We start from the raw sequence: 17,633 nt of genomic DNA on the forward strand, positions 1-17,633 counted from the left end.
CGCGAGCAAGCTCTGCGTCTACCGCCAAAGTGTAGGTTTGTGTCTGTTTTGTAGACGTGAAGCTTGCTTACGTTACGCGCATTGCCTGTCAATAAGGTTCACAAAGACGGTAAAAGTCGCTGGACTCTAAATAATTAAAAGCTGCGCTTTTCACGCGAGCAAGCTCTGCGTCTACTGCCAAAGTGGAGGTTTGTGTCTGTTTTATAGACGTGAAGCTTGCTTACGTTACGGGAATTGCCCATCAATAAGGTTCACAAAAACGGTAAAAGTCGCTGGACTCTAAATAATTAAAAGCTGCGCTTTTCACGCGAGCAAGCTCTGCGTCTACTGCCAAAGTGTAGGTTTGTGTCTGTTTTGTAGACGTGAAGCTTGCTTACGTTACGGGCATTGCCCGTCAATAAGGTTCACAAAGACGGTAAAAGTCGCTGGACTCTAAATAATTAAAAGCTGCACTTTTCACGCGAGCAAGCTCTGCGTCTACTGCCAAAGTGTAGGTTGTGTCTGTTTTGTAGACGTGAAGCTGCTTACGTTACGGGCATTGCCCGTCAATAAGGTTCACAAAGGCGGTAAAAGTTGCTGGACTCTAAATAATTAAAAGCTGCGCTTTTCACGCGAGCAAGCTCTGCGTCTACTGCTAAAGTGGAGGTTTGTGGTTGTTTTGTAGACGTGAAGCTTGCTTACGTTAATGGTTACCAACTATACGTTGCGCTTAGCGTATATTGCTCACCGCGCCCAGGTGTACCTGGTATTTCTTCAAACGACTCATCCCATAAGTTATCTGCCGCTAAGGTGATAAATAAATTACTCAACTGTGGCGGGGTTATTTTAAGCGTTAGTTGGGTAAATAACGCGTTGTCACTGCCGTTTCTAAGTGCATTTTTGTGTTGTGTACGCCATTCGTTATCTATTCTAAATTCTAAAATATCAGTTGGGTTGTACACAGCGCCAAGTGTTAAACGGTGATCAGGAAAGTTTAACGCGTAAAAGCTGGCATCAATATCGGCTGCGCCGTAGTTTTCTGATTTATGTAAATAGGTGTAGCTTGCTATAAGTTTTGCTGTATCAAAGTGCTTAGTCGCTAAAAATTCAACCCCTGCTGTATCAATATCAACTGGGTTTGCAAAGCGCGCTGAAGTTGAATCAAAATTAAAGGTCCAATCGGTTAAGTTATTATCTTTTCGATAAAAAATAGCCGAATTAAGTTGCCAAGTTTGCTCATCAAGTAATAAACCTAGCTCCAAGTTTGAAGTGGTTTCGCGCTCAAGGTTGTAGTTACTTCTAAATAACCCGCCAGAGTCGCTGCCGCCAATGGCTGTGTAGCCTGCAACTTGACTCGCCTGCGCGTATGATAAGTAAAGGGTTTGTGCTGTGCCGTCACTATTTTGGGTGTTTAAGGTTATGTCACCAATAGCTGATACTTCAGCATCATCACGATTTGTATCGTCATAGGCTGCGCCTAAACGAAAGGTAAGCTGTTGGTTGTTTAGCGCTATTGTGTATTGGGGCAATATACTCAGCTTGTAATACTTTCGTGAGGTAAAGTTGTTTTCAAGTGTGGTTGATTCAATCGAGTCATCAATAAACTGTGCAGAGTAATTTATTGCCAGTGCATCACTTTGTGCATGACGACCCGAAAGTCCAAGCGATTTAACTTCGCTTTTATGAAAAGCTTCAAATGCACTAGGATTTTCGCGCGAGTAAATATAGTGATCGTCATGGGTACGATAATAAGCAGATACTTCAAAGTTGCTGTTATCAGCGTAGTTTTGCTTGTGATTAAGCATCCAAAGACGGGTTTCTAAATCTTCAGTTTCGTTAACGCCAAAAGGGGTGTACAAGTTAGGCCAGCCAAAAAACTTATCTTGTGAGCCATAAAATAAATCTGTTTGGCTGTGCTCGCTTGCTAATTGCACGCGAGCTGAGGCGCGCGAGAAGTCATGATCGCCATTATCAATGGTGCCATCACTTTGCGAATGAGAATACTCACCTTCAAAGCCCAGAGTATAGTTAGCTAAACTATCAAGTTGTGTGTTTTTAGCAGCGTGAATACTTTGCAGATTAAAGTCGTTTGTACCAGTACCAAGGGATACACTACCGCCAGTAATAATCGGTTTCCAACCAAATGAAACCGTACCTACAGAGCTATTCATACCGTAAAGTGCGTTATCGGCACCGGTTAAAACATCTGGGCCGCTTAGCATTTGCGGTGCAATGGGGATTTCAGCAAAATAATGACCAGATTGCGGGTCAAGCAGGGTAGCGCTTCCTACTCTAAAACCGGTGTTTTCGAAAATACCGCCGCGTATAGTTACATCAGCCTGCGCCTCAGCCATATTACGCGATTGTAAATCAACACGAGGGTCATATTCTAAATTAGAAATAGGCGAGTCGAATGTACCTACTGGCAACTTATTTGCAGTGGGTGAGGCCTCAACCGTTATTTTCTCGATTGCCGACTCATCAGATAGCGTATTAGCATTAGCAAATGCAGTAACGCTGCATAATATTGCAGGTATTATAAGGTGTGGTGTGCGATTCATGTGTTTCTCATCATTTTTTATTTGTAGCTGCGGTTACAATTAATTTCAAAGCTTATATTTGAGCATGATAAAATAACTAAATGTAACAGCAGTCATTTTGTGCGCGATTGTACATTAATTTGCTAATAACTGCATTTGATAACCATTTACGTAATACCGACTTTATTAAAAACATGGTCATTCTATCGTATTAAATAGCGCACTCACTGCGTTAAAAATTATTTATATAGAACAACTATATGTCATAATTTTCGCCTTGTTATTGCGCTATTTTCTTGGCGCTATAATAGAACACTATTTTAATGCAATCGGTATAATTACTTATTAGGTAACATTTATAATGGATACGACACAACAAAATACTATTTACTTTGCTGGTGGCTGCCTGTGGGGCGTACAAGAGTTTTTAAAGCACTTACCAGGCGTAATAAGTACTGAAGCAGGTCGCGCTAATGGTACAAGCAAAACCACTAACGGCGAATACGATGGTTATGCCGAATGCGTAAAAGTCATTTTTGATTTAAAAGTCGTTAGCCTAAATAAGCTGTATGACTACTTTTTTGAAATTATTGACCCATACAGTATTAACAAACAAGGAGATGACGTAGGCCCTAAATACCGCACTGCCATTTATAGCAAAAACCAAAGCCATTTAGACGCAGCAAGCAATTATATAAATAAGCGCAGTGATGCAGAAAAAATTGTAGTAGGCGTTGAGCGGCTAACTAATTACGTACCAAGCGACCCTGAACATCAAGACCGATTAACTAATCATCCTGATGACTATTGCCATATACCGCTTGAGTTATTGCATAAGTATAAATCGTAAATTTAACGCGGTGTTTTTTTGTAGACGTGCAGCTTGCTGACGTGACGAGCGCAGCTCGTAATTTAAGATGGAATATAGCGCTATAAAGTAATTAGAAGCTACCGCTTCTCGCGCAAGCAAGCTTAGCGCCTACGGGTAAGTTTAATATAGTGTTTTTGTAGACGTGCAGCTTGCTGACGTGTCGAGCGCAGCTCGTAATTTAAGATGGAATATAGCGCTATAAAAGTAATTAGAAGCTACCGCTTCGCGCGCAAGCAAGCTTAGCGTCTACAGGTAAAGTTTGACGCGGTGTTTTTTGTAGACGTGCAGCTTGCTGACGTGACGAGCGCAGCTCGTAATTTAAGGTTGAATATAGCGCTATAAATATAAGTAATTAGAAGCTATCGCTTCGCGCGCAAGCAAGCTTAGCGCCTATAGGTAAAGTTTAATCCAGTATTTTGTAGACGTGCAGCTTGCTGACGTGACGAGCGTAGCTCGTAATTACTTAAGTCTGTAAGCCCAAAAATACACACCTACAAAAAAGCTCACGTACTGTGAGCTTTTTCAAAACTAACTTATAGCTAATTTTAATTTACTGCTGCTTTTGCGGCGGGAAGTTACTTAAAATTTCGCTCACTGTTTTATTAATTGATGCTTCACGCTTTTCTGGTGATTGGTTTTTCTTTAATCGACCTTCTTTTGCGCCGCGCCATACTAGCTGGTTAGATTCACGGTCTACAATATCAATAATCAGTGTGCCCACTTCGTATTCACGCGCAGTTGTGTCGCGTTGAAAACCAGTACCCCAGTAACCCCAATGCGGGCGGTAGTTTACATTAAATGTATCTACTTCAAGCTCTTTATCAACCGATGCATGATAATTAACAAGTACATCAGCTTGCGCTGCATCAACTAAACTCATACCTAGTGTTTGGCTCAATTCTGCATTAACGGCAGTGCGAACACGCTTTTCCATTAGGCCATTAATTTGATAGTTATTTATGTCTTTAGTTAGGCTGGCGTTTTCTACCCAAGCAAATGTTTTAAAATTACTAAAGTTAGCTGATTTATCGTAATCCCAATCTGGGGTTTGTGTACAGGCTGTAAGAAGTGCTAGCGCTGCAACAATAAGTATATTTTTCATTACGTTTGCTCCAATAAAATGCATTAATTTAAAATAACACACATAGTTTAAATGTGTATTATTTAAACGTCCTAAATATTAGTCTAATTGTCAGGGCTGAACGACTAATTAACCTCTGTTAATTAGTCTCGATTCATCAGCTAATGTTCAACTTCAATCCAATCTTTTTCATCCACCCAGTTTTGTGCACCGTCTTTTACCGAGCGAATAGGCACAATGTAGTCACAACTTATTTGTGGCTTAACTGAGGCAAATATAGGCACAAAACCAAAGCTTAGTGCGGTTTCTATAATTGCTTTTTGATTTTGTGGGTCAATGTCGGCCGCTTCATCTATGTAAATAGGTATACGGTATAGGTTTTGTTCCTGATCGCTTAATAAGTAACGAATAAACAACATGCCACACAATAACTTAATCGTAATACGTGTGCCGTTTGAACCCGCCGAATCTATTTTTTCAAAGTGCTCTGTTTCACCTGCGCGGTTAACCACTTCAAATCGAATATCAAATAAATCGGTAAGTGTTAAACCAGCTTTATCTGAAGCGAGTTTAATTAAGTGATCTTTCGCTTCGTTTACTGCGCTTTCGCTGTACGGTTCTTGGCTCAGTAAATCAAGTGTGTCGCCTTGTTCAAACTGATGCGACGTGCTGATAATAGTATCTATACTATCAACCAGCATTTTGCGCGGTATTACGTTAATTTTAAACGCTTGCAGGTTTGAAATACGGTGCTGGCTTATGCCTTTATTAAAGCTATTCATTTCGCGACGAAGGCGGTCTAAATCTTCTCGCAAGCCTTTAATAGTTGCGGCCACTTCGGTAAGCGCAACGCGTGCTTGGCGTTCAACAGCGTCGCGTTCGTTATCAATATTATGAAAGGCGCTTATTAGCTTTTGGTATTTAGTATATTCGTCGTTTTCGTTGTCGAATTTAGTAATACCCGCGTTATATACATGCAAATAGGTGTTACGCACGTTTATGTCAAAATTACGCAGCTCTTGGCAGTCTTTATTAAAGTGATGAACAAGATCGCTTAAGCTATCAAAGTCGACCGTAATATCAATCATGTATGGAGTTACTTTACCGCTGTATAAATCAAGGGTATGGTCAATTCGCTCACTTTTAACTTGGCGTAAGCGCTCAGTTTGGCGATTAATTTGCTCTTGTTTCGATTTAATTAACGAGCGACGATCGGCAATTGAGCCACTATTTTTTTGAATATCTTGCAGGTAGTCGTCAACTTGTTCGCGCTCAGCTAATAACTGCTCTTTTAGCATGGCTTGCGCTTCAACCGACTGCTGCATTATATCAAACTGCTCTAAGCGTTTTAGCGCGTTCTCTGCGCTCATAAGCTCATCGTATAACGCGTCTTTCTCTTTTTGCTTGTCGGCAACGTTTGCTGCAACATCGCGCTGTTGTTTAAACTCTTTAAGTGAATGCTCAAGAGCATTTAACTGAGCGGTTAATTGCTCTTTGTTTTCGCCGCTTTGCATTTGCACAGGCGAGAGCTTTTTAAGCTTAATGCTCGCACCTGGTAGCGTTAATACGCCGCCTTTAACGTTTTCACTTAATAGCGATAAAAACTCACCAAAGGCGTCTTCGTCATCAATGGTTATATCGCCATTAGTGGTGGTCGCAAACGAGAGAATATCAGGATTTAAAATCCGCGATATTTCCTCTACTTCTTTTAAAGAGAGGTCTTCGCGCATGCGGGTAAACAAATTAAACTCAAGATTTTTAAGTTGCAGCTTTAAGCTCTTAATTTGTTTTTGTGTTTCGCTAATGCGGTAGTCAAGCGTGTGTAGGCTTTGCCCTTGTGCGCTGGTTATAGAGTGCGAAAGCGACTCGTAATCTTGCTTTAACTGAGTCAGGCTGGTTTTAAGCGTGGCTTTATTTACTAGTTCAAACTCGCTTTTAAGCGCATCGTAATCTAAAAACCACTGCTCAATTTGTGTTTGTCTGCGCTCTATGTCGCGCGATTGCTGTACGTATAGGCTTTGTTTTTGCTCAAACTCGTGTTTTTCGTGCTCTATATCTTCAAGCGCAATGCCCAGCTCATTAAGTTGCGACTCTTGATAGGTATCAAAATCAATCAGTGCTTGGTCAATTTTAGGCGCATACGCCGCTAATTTACCTTTAAGCACGGTTTGGTTTTCAAGCATTGATTCAAGCGCGGCTATTGGCTCTTGCATTGACTCAAGGGCCTTTAATTCGCGTTTTGAGCGATTTACTTTATCGAACGAGCGACGCCATACTTCATAAAAGTCGACCTTAGAGTTCGACATATGGCGTTCAAACACACGTAGCATAAAACGTTTTACGTCGCTTGCGCCTAATTTGTGTAAGTTAAGAATACGTCTAAATATTTCTTTATAAATAGAAGAGTCTTGCACATTATTAAGCGGGATCATTTTTAGGTTTATGTCGCCGTCAAAAGGCGTTGCGCCGCCAGTCAATAGCGCGTTGAGCTCTTGTGCTTTAAGCTCAATAGGGTTGTAGTTAAGCGATTTTAAATGGTTGAACAGCTTGGTAAATTTAATAATAGTTTTACCTTGCGTGTACTGCTCTAAATCAAGCTTTCCTTGATAACAAAAGTACTGATGCGCGTAACCGGCAATTTTACCAAGTCCCGCAACGCCTATTACTACCGAGCCATGAGGCAAGTTAGCTTCGAGTAAAATGTACGACTGATCGGATGAAAAATAAAACTTACGGGTTTCATCTAAATCGTGTCCGTCCCATTCTGTTAAGCGCAAATCGTTAATAAGCGGAAACTGCAGGGCGTTAATAACCGAGCTTTTACCTGTGTTATTGGGCGCGCAAATAGAGCTGCTTTTATCAAGCGGGATCACACATTTTGCATAGCCTGCGGTGTTAAGTAGGGCGAGTTTACTTAGTCCGTATAGATTTTTCATTCCTCGTCCTCTGTAATGTAGGTTTCTTCGTTTACTTCCATGAGTGCATCTATGTAGCGGTGAATTGGCGCTTGTAGCATAAAGCCGCCTTCTACTTCACGGGCTAAACCTAAGCGGACCATGCGCAGGTAAACATCTTTGCGCAGGTCAGATCCCGAAAATATCTCAAGCTGATCAAACAAATGTTTGTTAATTTGCACCAGCGTTTGCATAAGCTCTAAATCGTTTACGTCGTCAAACAATGCGCGCATTGGGTCTTTACCCGTATTGGCGTAGTGCTCAATTAAAATGTAAATGGTGAGCGCGATAGCGCGAGATATTTTGCCCATATTTGGCGTGCTTTCGTCGCTACCAAAATAATAAAAGCCACGGCTGTCGTGTTTTAAATCGTTACCTAGGGCGGTAAATAGGGCGGTGTAGTCTTCTATGTGCTGGTCAAGCTCTTGCCACATTACGTTGTCTTGCTCGCAAATGTGATAACCCGCTACTAATTTTTTATTAATGGCTTGTAGATGAGTTAGCTCGTCTAAGTTTATGTGTGTCATGGTTTATTTACCTGCCTTTGGATCTGGCTGAGGCTCTGAATTAAATGGATATAAAGAAAAGTGCTGACCGGCAATTTTTACGCGGGCTTTTTCATCGCTTTGAATTATTTTAATATCGCTGTCGCTGACTAATTTTTGATACAAAAATAGCATTTCATCGGCATCGAGATCTGGATAGCTTTCGTCTAAAAATTGCAGCAAGGGCTGCGGCTTTTTGCGTTTTTTATTAAAGCGCTTAGCAAAGCTGGTTTTAACATCGTTGTAGTCAGGAATATTAGGCGTAACAAATGCAGGCACGTCTTGCTGGTCAGGCAATTGGTATTCTTCGTGTTCAAATTCAACCAAGCTTGCCATGTAAGCCACGATATGGCGTTGCTGACCAAGCGAATATCGCTGCGCGTCGCTTACAAGATGTGGTTGCACAGCACTTAGCATATTGTCTACACCATTTTTACGTACAAGCCCAAGTACTTTGGCTGCTTGGCGAGTAATTAAGTTATTACGGCGTAGCTCCTCACGTAGTGGCATAAGCATATCGGCACTTTTACGTAAGCTTTCTCGGCCCATTAAATGCATTTCGAGTATACGGGTACGTAATTGCTCCAGCATACGTTTGTCGTTATACGCTTTACCTGAGCGCTCAATGTGCAGTATTTGCTTACTTATTTGCTCTTCAATGAGAGTAAAACATGCATGAAACTCACCACGAATATCAACCATTTCAAGCATTGGCTCTATGTATTCGTCAAAGGCTTCTATTACCGCTTTATAACGCTTTTGCAGCGATTGCACTGCATTATTTGATTTGGCTTGTTCAACAATATTTAAAATAGCGTTTTCGTTGTGCGTATAGAGCTTCATTATTTTACGCACCCGATCATCCATAATACGGCTGTAGCGGCGTAAGTCGTCAAAGTCTTCTATTTCGCCAGCGTTATCTAGGCGGTTACCTAAACGTGCTAGGTCGTCGACTAATACGCTAATTTCTTGCGCTAAACCTAAATGCTCTTCTTGGAGTAAAAAAGTAGCAAAATCAGCAATAGCACGATTTATTTCAAGCTGAGAGGATTTAGCCAGCGGAATTAAAATATCTTGGTTTAATAAACGATTTGTTTCTTTATAAATGCGTTCGTTCGACCATGTAGGCTGCTTTTGCTTAATCGCGTTTTGTACGTCTTTTAGGCTAAAGTCAGCCATTTTAAAACGTTTAAATAATAGCGCTAATACACCCCAATGTTCGGTTATGGTGTTTAGTAGCTTTTTAGCTGGGATCATAAGGGGTTACAACATCCTAGTATTTTATTATTGAGTTCTTTTAGAAGACTCATTATTACGTATTTTTAATTAACCTTGTCTGTATATAGTATTCGTTTTTAAGACCATTTAATAATAGTTTTTGCATAGAGGCAGTGCTAAAATTCGCGCCGAAAATAGGCACATGAAATGGAATGTTATTTGTGTGTTCTTTAAAACTATATCAAAGGTTGTTTAACTACCATGGTTTCCTCGATTATTCTAACCCTGATAGCGATTGCATTTTTACTGATCGTTATAGAAGATATAATCCACGTAAATAAAGCTAAAACCACGCTTTTTTTTGGTACGCTTTGCTGGATTCTTCTTTTTATATACCCTCTACACGGGCAAAGCCCCGATACGATTCAACATCTTTTAAATGAAAATATTTTAGAAATTGCCTCATTATGGCTATTTTTAATGGCTGCAATGACCTTTGTAGCGTATTTAAATTCAAAGGGGTTTATAGAAAACATTGTGCACCGTGTTATGCCAAAAAGTATTAGCGAAAAAAAGCTCATGTTTTTGGTGGGTGGTTTTGCATTTTTGTTTTCGTCGATTTCAGACAACGTAACGGCTACGCTTATATCGCTCGCGGTTGTTATGTCATTAAAACTTGAACCTAAAAAGCTTATTAAATACGCCACGCTTATTGTGTTTGGGGTTAACTCAGGTGGGGTATCGCTAATAACAGGTGATGTAACCACACTGATGATATTTTTAGATGGTAAAGTAACCATTGCTCATTTATTACTACTTATAGCGCCAGCACTTGCAAGCGTTATGCTGCTAGCCGCGTTACTGTCTATCGGTATGAAAGGGCGTGTTGAGTTTGCTGGTGCAGGTAAAACCCGCATCGAAAAAACCGACATTACCATTGCTGTTATATTTTTATCTACCGTAGTGAGCACACTTACGCTGAGTGTAATTTACAGCGTACCGCCTCTATTAACCTTTTTGTTTGGCTTATCAGTGATGTTTTTAGTAGCGCAATTTTTAATGCGCAAAAAAGACATTAACAAAGACATAATCGATTTTGTTCGCGATATAGAATACGACACATTATTGTTTTTTGTAGGTGTACTTTTACTTGTAGGCGCACTTAAAGAAATTGGTATGTTGAGTAAATTTACCGACCTATACACGGTAATGGCGCCAGAATACGCAAACTACTTAATGGGGATATTATCAGCAGGGGTCGATAACGTACCGCTTACCGCTGCATTATTAAAAGCCGATATAGTAATGAGCCAACAACACTGGTTGTCGTTTACGTATGCAACGGGCGTGGGTGGTTCAATGCTTATTATTGGTTCGGCTGCGGGCATTATTGCCATGAGTAAAGTTAAAGCGCTTACCTTTATGAGCTACTTGCGTTTATCGCTGCATTTATTAATTTGTTACACGGTTGGATATGCGGGCTCGTATTACATGGGCAGTTTTATTTAACTCATAAATTATTAAATGCTTGACAGCTAGACGTCTAAACGATAACTTTCAAAGCCCCGCTACTTAGTGGGGTTTTGTTTTATTAGCCACTGGTTAATAAAGCATTCAGAAGAGGTGCGATACTTAGGTACTTAATGTTAGGCGACGAAAGCCGATGATCATTAAGGAGGGAAGTACTCGCCGAGGAAAATAATGGTACGTCGTCATTGTTTTTCGGTTTATGGGGCTGAATCCTCAAAACTGTCACCAATATAGGTGGAGAGCTTCTGGCAGTGGACTTATCTTCAAGCATTCCTTTGCCAAGTTCTTCTTGTTTTATTGCGATTTGGATATCGCGAAAGGAGACTAAATGACTACCCAATCAGTGCCACAAACAGTGCCTCAAACAGAGTTAAGCGCAAAATCAGATTACATCGTTGCCAAATTTGGCGGAACCAGTGTTGCAAATTTTGAAGCGATGAGTCGCTGTAGTGAAATTATTGTTGCAGATAAAAGCGTACGTATTGTTGCCGTGAGCGCCAGTGCCGGCGTAACTAATCACTTAGTTGCACTGTGTAAATCAAGCATTACTCCTAGTGAGCGCCAAGAACACATAAATGGCGTGCTTGCTATTCAACACACTATTTTAGATGAATTATCGCTAGATGCCGATTTAGCGGTTGGCTTTAACGAAACCTTAAAAGCATTTCAAACATTGGCTCAAGAGCCACTAATAACCGATCAGCAACACGACGAGCTACTTAGCTTTGGCGAGCGTTTATCGTCGTATTTGTTTGCTCAGGTGCTGCGTTTACAAGGTTTAAACGCCGATCGCTTTGATGTGCGCAAGGTGCTTAAAACCGACAGCCAATTTGGTAAAGCAACGCCTAATGTTGCAGCCACAGCGCAAGCTGCTAAAGAACATTTAATCCCGTTATTAGACGCTCAAGTAATTGTGACTCAGGGCTTTATTGGCAGTGACGAATACGGTCAAACAACAACGCTTGGACGTGGTGGTTCTGACTACAGTGCTGCATTATTAGCTGAAGCAATCAACGCTAAAAGCGTGCATATTTGGACCGACGTAGTGGGCATTTTTAGCACCGACCCGCGTTTGTGCGCAAAAGCGACGCCTATTGCACGCTTAAGTTTTGACGAAGCCGCTGAAATGGCAACCTTTGGCGCAAAAGTATTGCACCCAGCAACTATTTTACCAGCAAGCCGTAGCCACATTAACGTGTTTGTTGGTTCTAGCCGAGAGCCAGAGCGTGGCGGTACATGGATTGAGCGCGAAAAATCGCAGCAACCAGGTATACGCGCAGTAACGCAACGTAAAAACCAAATATTGCTTACGCTCAAAAGCCCAGAAATGCTACTAGCAAGCGGCTTTTTAGCACGCGTATTTACACTATTAAGTGAATACAATATATCGGTCGATTTGGTAACCACATCAGAAATCAGTGTAGCTATAACGCTTGATAATGCGCAAAACGCGTCGCGTCCAGAGCTTGATCAAGAATGCCTAGATAAGCTTGCAGAGTTTTGCCATGTTTCGGTAGAAAACAACCTAACATTGGTGGCACTTATTGGCTCTGAGATTCAATTACGCCAACACGAAATGAACTTAATGAGTGTACTAAAAGACTTTAACATTCGATTAATTTGTCATGGTGCTAGTAAGCACAACCTGTGCTTTTTAGTAGAGCAAACTGAGTCAGATAACGTAGTACAGTCTATCCATAGCCGTTTATTAGAAAATGATTTTGCTGCGTAAGTAATCGTTATTCAGGAAAATCAACTAGTAAAGTTACCTAACAAAATTAATTAATAAAGTCATTTAATAAAAAGCATCGCCAGTCGATGCTTTTTTTATGCACCACACTCACATCAAAACAAACATTGCTGTCACTGCTATCAGCTACAGTAACGCGATTACTGCAAGCACTCAGCTTTGCACTATGTAATTCGTCAAACACATTGGGGCTAAGTAATTTTGCAATAGGGCGGCTGGTGGCTTTAGCAAGTGACTCTTTTAATGTCCAAATTCTAAAAAACGTATCTGCTTGGGCTTGGGTATTAGTAGGCTCGGTGATAAGTGTAATTTCATCATTATGATAAAAATGCTTAGCAAGCTTTTCAAACGGACGTTTTAGGCTTATTTTTTCAATATCAAAACCAAACTCACTTTTATCAAGATTTAGCGCGACCCCAACTAAACCATGCGAGTGCGAAATACAGGTATTAATAACATCACCACTCACATGTATTTGCAGCTTTGAGCTTGCTTCGTCAAATTCGGTACTCATTTTATTAAGGGCTACGTGCGCATGTTGCGGCTGCGCTACTTTAATAAGGTGTTTTAACAATAACCGCGTCGCTAAATACTCTTGCTTAGCTGGCGGGCTTTTACGGCGGTTTATAATAGTTAACTCAAATGGGCTTAAGCAATCGGGTAAATTAAAGTCACTAAGCTCAAGTGTTTTAGCATTAAATAATAAAATACTGTTACTCGGTAAAGACAAATTTGCCAATTGAGTTGAAGTAATACTCAAGGCGTTTTTAAAATAGTGTTCAGTCATAAAAGCCCTAAAGCAAAAGAAGTCGCTGATATTGTGAGCGGTTAACGCCACTAATAAAGGCTGGGTACAATTTTATTACTCAGCTGGCATGAAATATGGTTTAATTCACAATAATCAAAATAATAACAGATTTGTAGATGTATGGCACAAGTGCGTGATGGGTTTCAAAGCCGACTTGGTTTTGTTTTAGCCGCTGCTGGCGCAGCAGTGGGTTTAGGTAATATTTGGGGTTTTCCTACGCAAGCGGCCAACCATGGCGGCGGTGCATTTTTACTGGTTTACTTTATTGTTATATTTTTACTTGCGCTTCCTGCGCTGTATACCGAACTTTATTTAGGTCACAAAGCACAAGCTAATCCTGTAAAAGCATTGGGCGATGCATGGCAAAACACTAACCGTAAGGTTGGTGCTGCGGCAGGTTATATAGGCCTTGCGGGCGCAGTTGTTATGCTAAGTTTTTACTCAATAGTAGCTGGGTGGATGCTCTCATACGCTATTGAACCCATAACAACCTTTTTAGGTTTCACAGGCGCAAGCGAGTTTTTACATAGTGACTCAGTGCTGCGTAATTTTGTATTTACGCCGCTTATGCTTATTTTAACAGCCAGTATTATTTTAAAAGGGGTTAAATCGGGAATCGAAACTTGGTCGCGCCGTTTAATGCCACTGTTACTTGTGCTGCTAGTTGGTTTAATTGCCTATATTGCAACACTCGATGGCGCAAGCGAAGGCTTTGCCGCGTATTTAATTCCTGATTTTAGCCAAATACTCGACCCTAATTTAATTATTGCCGCAATGGGGCAAGCGTTCTTTTCGCTCTCTTTAGGTGTGGGCTGTATGATGATTTACGGCTCGTATTTACAGCCAGATGCTAATTTACCAAAGCTCACCGCAGGTGTTGCTTTACTCGATACCAGTGTCGCGTTTTTAGCGGGCTTACTTATTATTCCTGCTATTTATGTGGCGCAACACAACGGTGTTGAAGTATTTAGTGGTGGTAAATTGATTGGCGAAGGGCAACTTATTTTTGCTATTTTACCTGAGCTATTTAGCACCATGGGCGAAATTGGCTTATTAGTTGGTTTATTGTTTTTTGTATTAATGTCTATCGCATCGGTTACGTCAACTATATCGACCACTGAAATTCCGGTAGCGTTTTTAGTCGAAAATCACAACGTTAGTCGCACCAAAGCAACGTGGGCAGTGAGCGCCGTTGTACTTGTGTGTGCAAGCGCCATTATATTAAATTTTGATTGGTTATTTGGCTTAGTCATTATGCTATTTACTCAATACCAATTACCGCTTATGGGTTTATTTTACTTTATTACAGTAGGGTGGATGTGGCAGCGTGGTAATAAATTACACCAAGCAACAACAGGCGTACATTACTGGTTTGCTCAGTATATTCGTTTTGTTTGTCCAATATTAATGACCTTGGTATTTGCAAACGTTGCGTTTGGTTAAGCTCTATTTAAAGTAAATTTTTAAACAAAAAAGCGAATAGGGCTCAGCTTATTCGCTTTTTTTGTGCCTAAAATTTAGGTATAGCCAAAGTCTTTATGAAACCTCATTAGTTAGAGGTTTACCTTCATTTATTTCAAGTGCATTTTGTATTGTTATATTAGCAATCTCTGTAAGTGCTTCTTGGGTAAAAAAGCCCTGATGGCCCGTTACTAATACATTTTTAAAGCTCACTAAGCGCGAAAATATATCGTCTTGGTTTATTTCGTCACTGTGGTTTTTAAAAAATAGCTCCGACTCTTGCTCGTAAACGTCGAGCCCTAAATACCCTAATTTTTTAGTTTTAAGTGCATTAATGCACGCTTTGCTGTTAAGCAGTGCCCCGCGAGAGGTGTTAATAAGCATAACGCCGGTTTTCATTTTACTAAATGCCTCATCATCTATTAAATGATGAGTTTGTTCCGTTAATGGGCAGTGCAAAGAAATTACATCGCTTTGGCTAAGTAAGGTGTCTATATCGGTAATTGTATAATTGCCAGGTTGTGCGTATGGGTCGCACACTAATACTTTAGCGCCAAAGCCATTTAAAATGTTGCACAGCGCAAGGCCAATTTTACCGCAACCTACAATACCCACGGTTTTATTGTGCAAGTTAAAGCCTAGTAATCCGTTTAAATCAAAATTGTCTTCGCGTACGCGGTTATACGCTTTATGAGTTTTACGGCTAAGCGTTAGCATAAGTGCAATACAATGCTCGGCTACGGCCTCAGGGCTGTAAGCTGGGACGCGTAATACCTTTAAGTTATGTGCTTTTGCTACAGGTAAATCAACGTTATTAAATCCTGCACAACGTAGCAAAATAGTATTTATGCCTTGGCTTGCCAGTTGTTCAATAACCGTGGCGTTTACGGTGTCGTTTACAAATACACATATGGCATCAAACCCGTTTGCTAAAATAGCCGTTTGTTCGCTTAGAGCTTGCTCAAAATACGTTATTTTTATATCACGATTATCGCGTGTACTTTGTTCAAAAAAAGGCAGTTCGTACTTTTGAGTACTAAAAAAAGCAATGTTCATGGTAATAGCTCCGACGCTTAAGGAAAAATAATAGTAACATTAAACTACTTTACAAAAACGTGCCTAATTAGTTCTCCTGCTACTAATTTAAGCTTTAAGCGAAGTAAATATAGGTGTTTTAGGCGATATTCTTTTATCACTTTTTGCTGTGTTTACCTTTGCTGCTTGCAGTAGGTTGCTTTCTATTACTTGTTTAAGTGTTTCGGGCTTAGTACGCGGCGCATAGCGAGCAACCTGCTGACCTTGCGAGTTAATTAAAAACTTAGTGAAGTTCCACTTAATTGCACGGTTTTGTGAAATACCCCGAGTATGTGATTTCAAATAATTAAACAACGGGTGAGTTTCTGGCCCATTTACCATTACTTTACCAAATATCTCAAACGAGATATTAAATTGATCTTGGTAAAAGTCTTTAATGGCTAAATTATCAAGCGGCTCATTTTGACCAAACTGATTACACGGAAATGCCAATATTGTAAATCCGCTACTTTTATATTCTTGATATAGTTTTTCAAGCGCACTTAATTGCACCGAAAAATTACACTTACTCGCTGTATTAACAATCAGTATGGTTTTTCCCTGTAGCTTACTAAGAGGAAAGCTTTCGCTGTTGTAAAGTGGTGCATTAAATTGATAAATACTATCCATAGGTTACCTACTTACATTTCCGATTAAGGAAATTTTATAAAGATTTTCATTCGCTTTTTTATCAGCCGGTTGACATAATCTAAGCCTAGTTTCTAAGTTATCAGTTAAATAGGTCATTTTTATGTCAATGAAAGTCGCATTTATAGGTTTAGGCGTAATGGGTTACCCAATGGCGGGGCATTTAGCAAAAGCAGGGCACAGCGTATGCGTTTATAACCGCACTCAAGCTAAAGCACAAGCGTGGACTGCAGAACATTCAGGAAGCTTTGCACCAACCCCGCGCGAAGCTGCCAGCAATGCCGATATCGTATTTATGTGTGTTGGTAACGATGACGATTTACGCTCAGTAGTGTATGGCAACGACGGCGTGTTAGCGGGCATGTTGCCGCACACTGTTTTGGTTGATCACACCACAACCTCTGCTGAAGTAGCCCGCGAAGTAGCTGCAAAAGCTGAACTACAAAATGTCGACTTTATAGATGCGCCAGTTTCGGGCGGACAAGCTGGCGCCGAAAATGGCGTATTAACGGTTATGGCAGGTGGCAGTGAAGCCGTATTTGCTAAAGTGCAGCCAGTTATGGCGGCGTTTAGCCGTTTTAGCCAACTGTTAGGCGGCGTTGGCTCGGGACAACTTTGTAAAATGGTTAATCAAATTTGTATTGCTGGCGCAGTACAAGGGTTAGCCGAAGGCTTACATTTTGCCAAACAAGCAGGGCTTGACGGCGAAAAAGTAATAGAGACAATATCTAAAGGCGCAGCCGGTTCGTGGCAAATGGAAAACCGCTACAAAACAATGTGGGCGGGTGAATACGAGTTTGGTTTTGCCGTAGATTGGATGCGTAAAGATTTAGGCATTGCACTTGATGAAGCTAAAAACAACGGCGCGACTTTACCAATGACCGCAACGGTCGATCAATACTACGCCGACGTACAAGCACTTGGTGGCGGCAGATACGACACCTCAAGCTTACTAGCACGCATTGAAGCACTACATAAAAAATAACGCTGTAGACGCGAAGCTTGCTTGCGTATAAAAACGGAGTTTTTAAAAAGGTAAAGGTATTAAAAGCTGCACTTTTCGCGTGAGCAAGCTCAACGTCTACCGCCAAAGTGTAGCTGTGATTTTACTTGTAGACGCAAAGCTTGCTTGCGTATAAAAACAGAGTTTTTAAAATGGTAAAGATATTAAAAG

The 17,633-nt window shown here is 40.7% G+C and carries 13 protein-coding genes and 1 riboswitch; of the genes, 5 read left to right on the forward strand and 8 right to left on the reverse strand.

Going from position 1 to position 17,633, the window contains the following annotated elements; genetic code table 11:
* Window positions 1-689: 689 nt before the first annotated feature.
* Complete coding sequence (locus tag NRL14_RS17625; protein ID WP_306725247.1) at window positions 690-2,540, reverse strand: TonB-dependent siderophore receptor; 1,851 nt, start codon at window positions 2,538-2,540, stop codon at window positions 690-692.
* Window positions 2,541-2,880: 340 nt separating this feature from the next.
* Between NRL14_RS17625 and NRL14_RS17630 the strand changes: the two genes are divergently transcribed.
* Complete coding sequence (locus NRL14_RS17630) at window positions 2,881-3,369, forward strand: peptide-methionine (S)-S-oxide reductase (protein ID WP_306725248.1); 489 nt, start codon at window positions 2,881-2,883, stop codon at window positions 3,367-3,369.
* A 571-nt stretch (window positions 3,370-3,940) separates the two neighbouring features.
* Here the strand turns inward: NRL14_RS17630 and NRL14_RS17635 are convergent.
* The 4 genes from NRL14_RS17635 to NRL14_RS17650 all read right to left on the reverse strand — a co-directional run bounded on the left by NRL14_RS17635 (window position 3,941) and on the right by NRL14_RS17650 (window position 9,227).
* On the reverse strand, window positions 3,941-4,492 hold the full coding sequence (locus NRL14_RS17635) for a DUF4136 domain-containing protein (protein WP_306725249.1): 552 nt from the start codon (window positions 4,490-4,492) through the stop codon (window positions 3,941-3,943).
* Between the two features lie 140 nt (window positions 4,493-4,632).
* A complete protein-coding gene (locus NRL14_RS17640; RefSeq protein ID WP_306725250.1) occupies window positions 4,633-7,407 on the reverse strand; it encodes an ATPase in 2,775 nt (924 codons plus the stop codon).
* A complete protein-coding gene (locus NRL14_RS17645) occupies window positions 7,404-7,952 on the reverse strand; it encodes a hypothetical protein (protein ID WP_024605891.1) in 549 nt (182 codons plus the stop codon). Before NRL14_RS17645 ends, NRL14_RS17640 begins: the two co-directional genes overlap by 4 nt.
* Before the next feature lie 3 nt (window positions 7,953-7,955).
* Window positions 7,956-9,227: a hypothetical protein gene (locus NRL14_RS17650; RefSeq protein WP_306725251.1), complete on the reverse strand. Its 1,272-nt coding sequence runs from the start codon at window positions 9,225-9,227 to the stop codon at window positions 7,956-7,958.
* 222 nt (window positions 9,228-9,449) lie between these two features.
* Between NRL14_RS17650 and nhaD the strand changes: the two genes are divergently transcribed.
* The gene (nhaD, locus tag NRL14_RS17655; protein WP_197161002.1) at window positions 9,450-10,697 is read left to right on the forward strand and encodes a sodium:proton antiporter NhaD; all 1,248 of its coding nucleotides are present in this window, start codon (window positions 9,450-9,452) and stop codon (window positions 10,695-10,697) included.
* 101 nt (window positions 10,698-10,798) lie between these two features.
* Window positions 10,799-10,971, forward strand: a riboswitch (Lysine riboswitch).
* Window positions 10,972-11,046: 75 nt separating this feature from the next.
* Window positions 11,047-12,450: a lysine-sensitive aspartokinase 3 gene (lysC, locus tag NRL14_RS17660; RefSeq protein WP_306725252.1), complete on the forward strand. Its 1,404-nt coding sequence runs from the start codon at window positions 11,047-11,049 to the stop codon at window positions 12,448-12,450.
* Between the two features lie 46 nt (window positions 12,451-12,496).
* Here lysC and NRL14_RS17665 read toward each other — a convergent pair whose 3' ends face one another.
* The gene (locus NRL14_RS17665) at window positions 12,497-13,255 is read right to left on the reverse strand and encodes a 4'-phosphopantetheinyl transferase superfamily protein (protein ID WP_306725253.1); all 759 of its coding nucleotides are present in this window, start codon (window positions 13,253-13,255) and stop codon (window positions 12,497-12,499) included.
* Window positions 13,256-13,396: 141 nt separating this feature from the next.
* Between NRL14_RS17665 and NRL14_RS17670 the strand changes: the two genes are divergently transcribed.
* Window positions 13,397-14,719 (forward strand): sodium-dependent transporter, encoded by a 1,323-nt coding sequence (locus tag NRL14_RS17670; RefSeq protein WP_008134534.1) that lies wholly within the window; start codon window positions 13,397-13,399, stop codon window positions 14,717-14,719.
* A 93-nt stretch (window positions 14,720-14,812) separates the two neighbouring features.
* Here the strand turns inward: NRL14_RS17670 and NRL14_RS17675 are convergent, their stop codons facing one another.
* Window positions 14,813-15,793 (reverse strand): 2-hydroxyacid dehydrogenase, encoded by a 981-nt coding sequence (locus NRL14_RS17675; RefSeq protein ID WP_306725254.1) that lies wholly within the window; start codon window positions 15,791-15,793, stop codon window positions 14,813-14,815.
* Between the two features lie 87 nt (window positions 15,794-15,880).
* On the reverse strand, window positions 15,881-16,441 hold the full coding sequence (locus NRL14_RS17680; RefSeq protein ID WP_008134532.1) for a glutathione peroxidase: 561 nt from the start codon (window positions 16,439-16,441) through the stop codon (window positions 15,881-15,883).
* Between the two features lie 121 nt (window positions 16,442-16,562).
* Here NRL14_RS17680 and NRL14_RS17685 point away from each other — a divergent pair, with 121 nt between their 5' ends.
* A complete protein-coding gene (locus tag NRL14_RS17685; RefSeq protein WP_008134531.1) occupies window positions 16,563-17,444 on the forward strand; it encodes an NAD(P)-dependent oxidoreductase in 882 nt (293 codons plus the stop codon).
* The last annotated feature ends 189 nt before the right edge of the window (window positions 17,445-17,633 follow it).

Source organism: Pseudoalteromonas sp. 20-92, from assembly GCF_030847595.1.
Taxonomy (GTDB): domain Bacteria; phylum Pseudomonadota; class Gammaproteobacteria; order Enterobacterales; family Alteromonadaceae; genus Pseudoalteromonas; species Pseudoalteromonas fuliginea.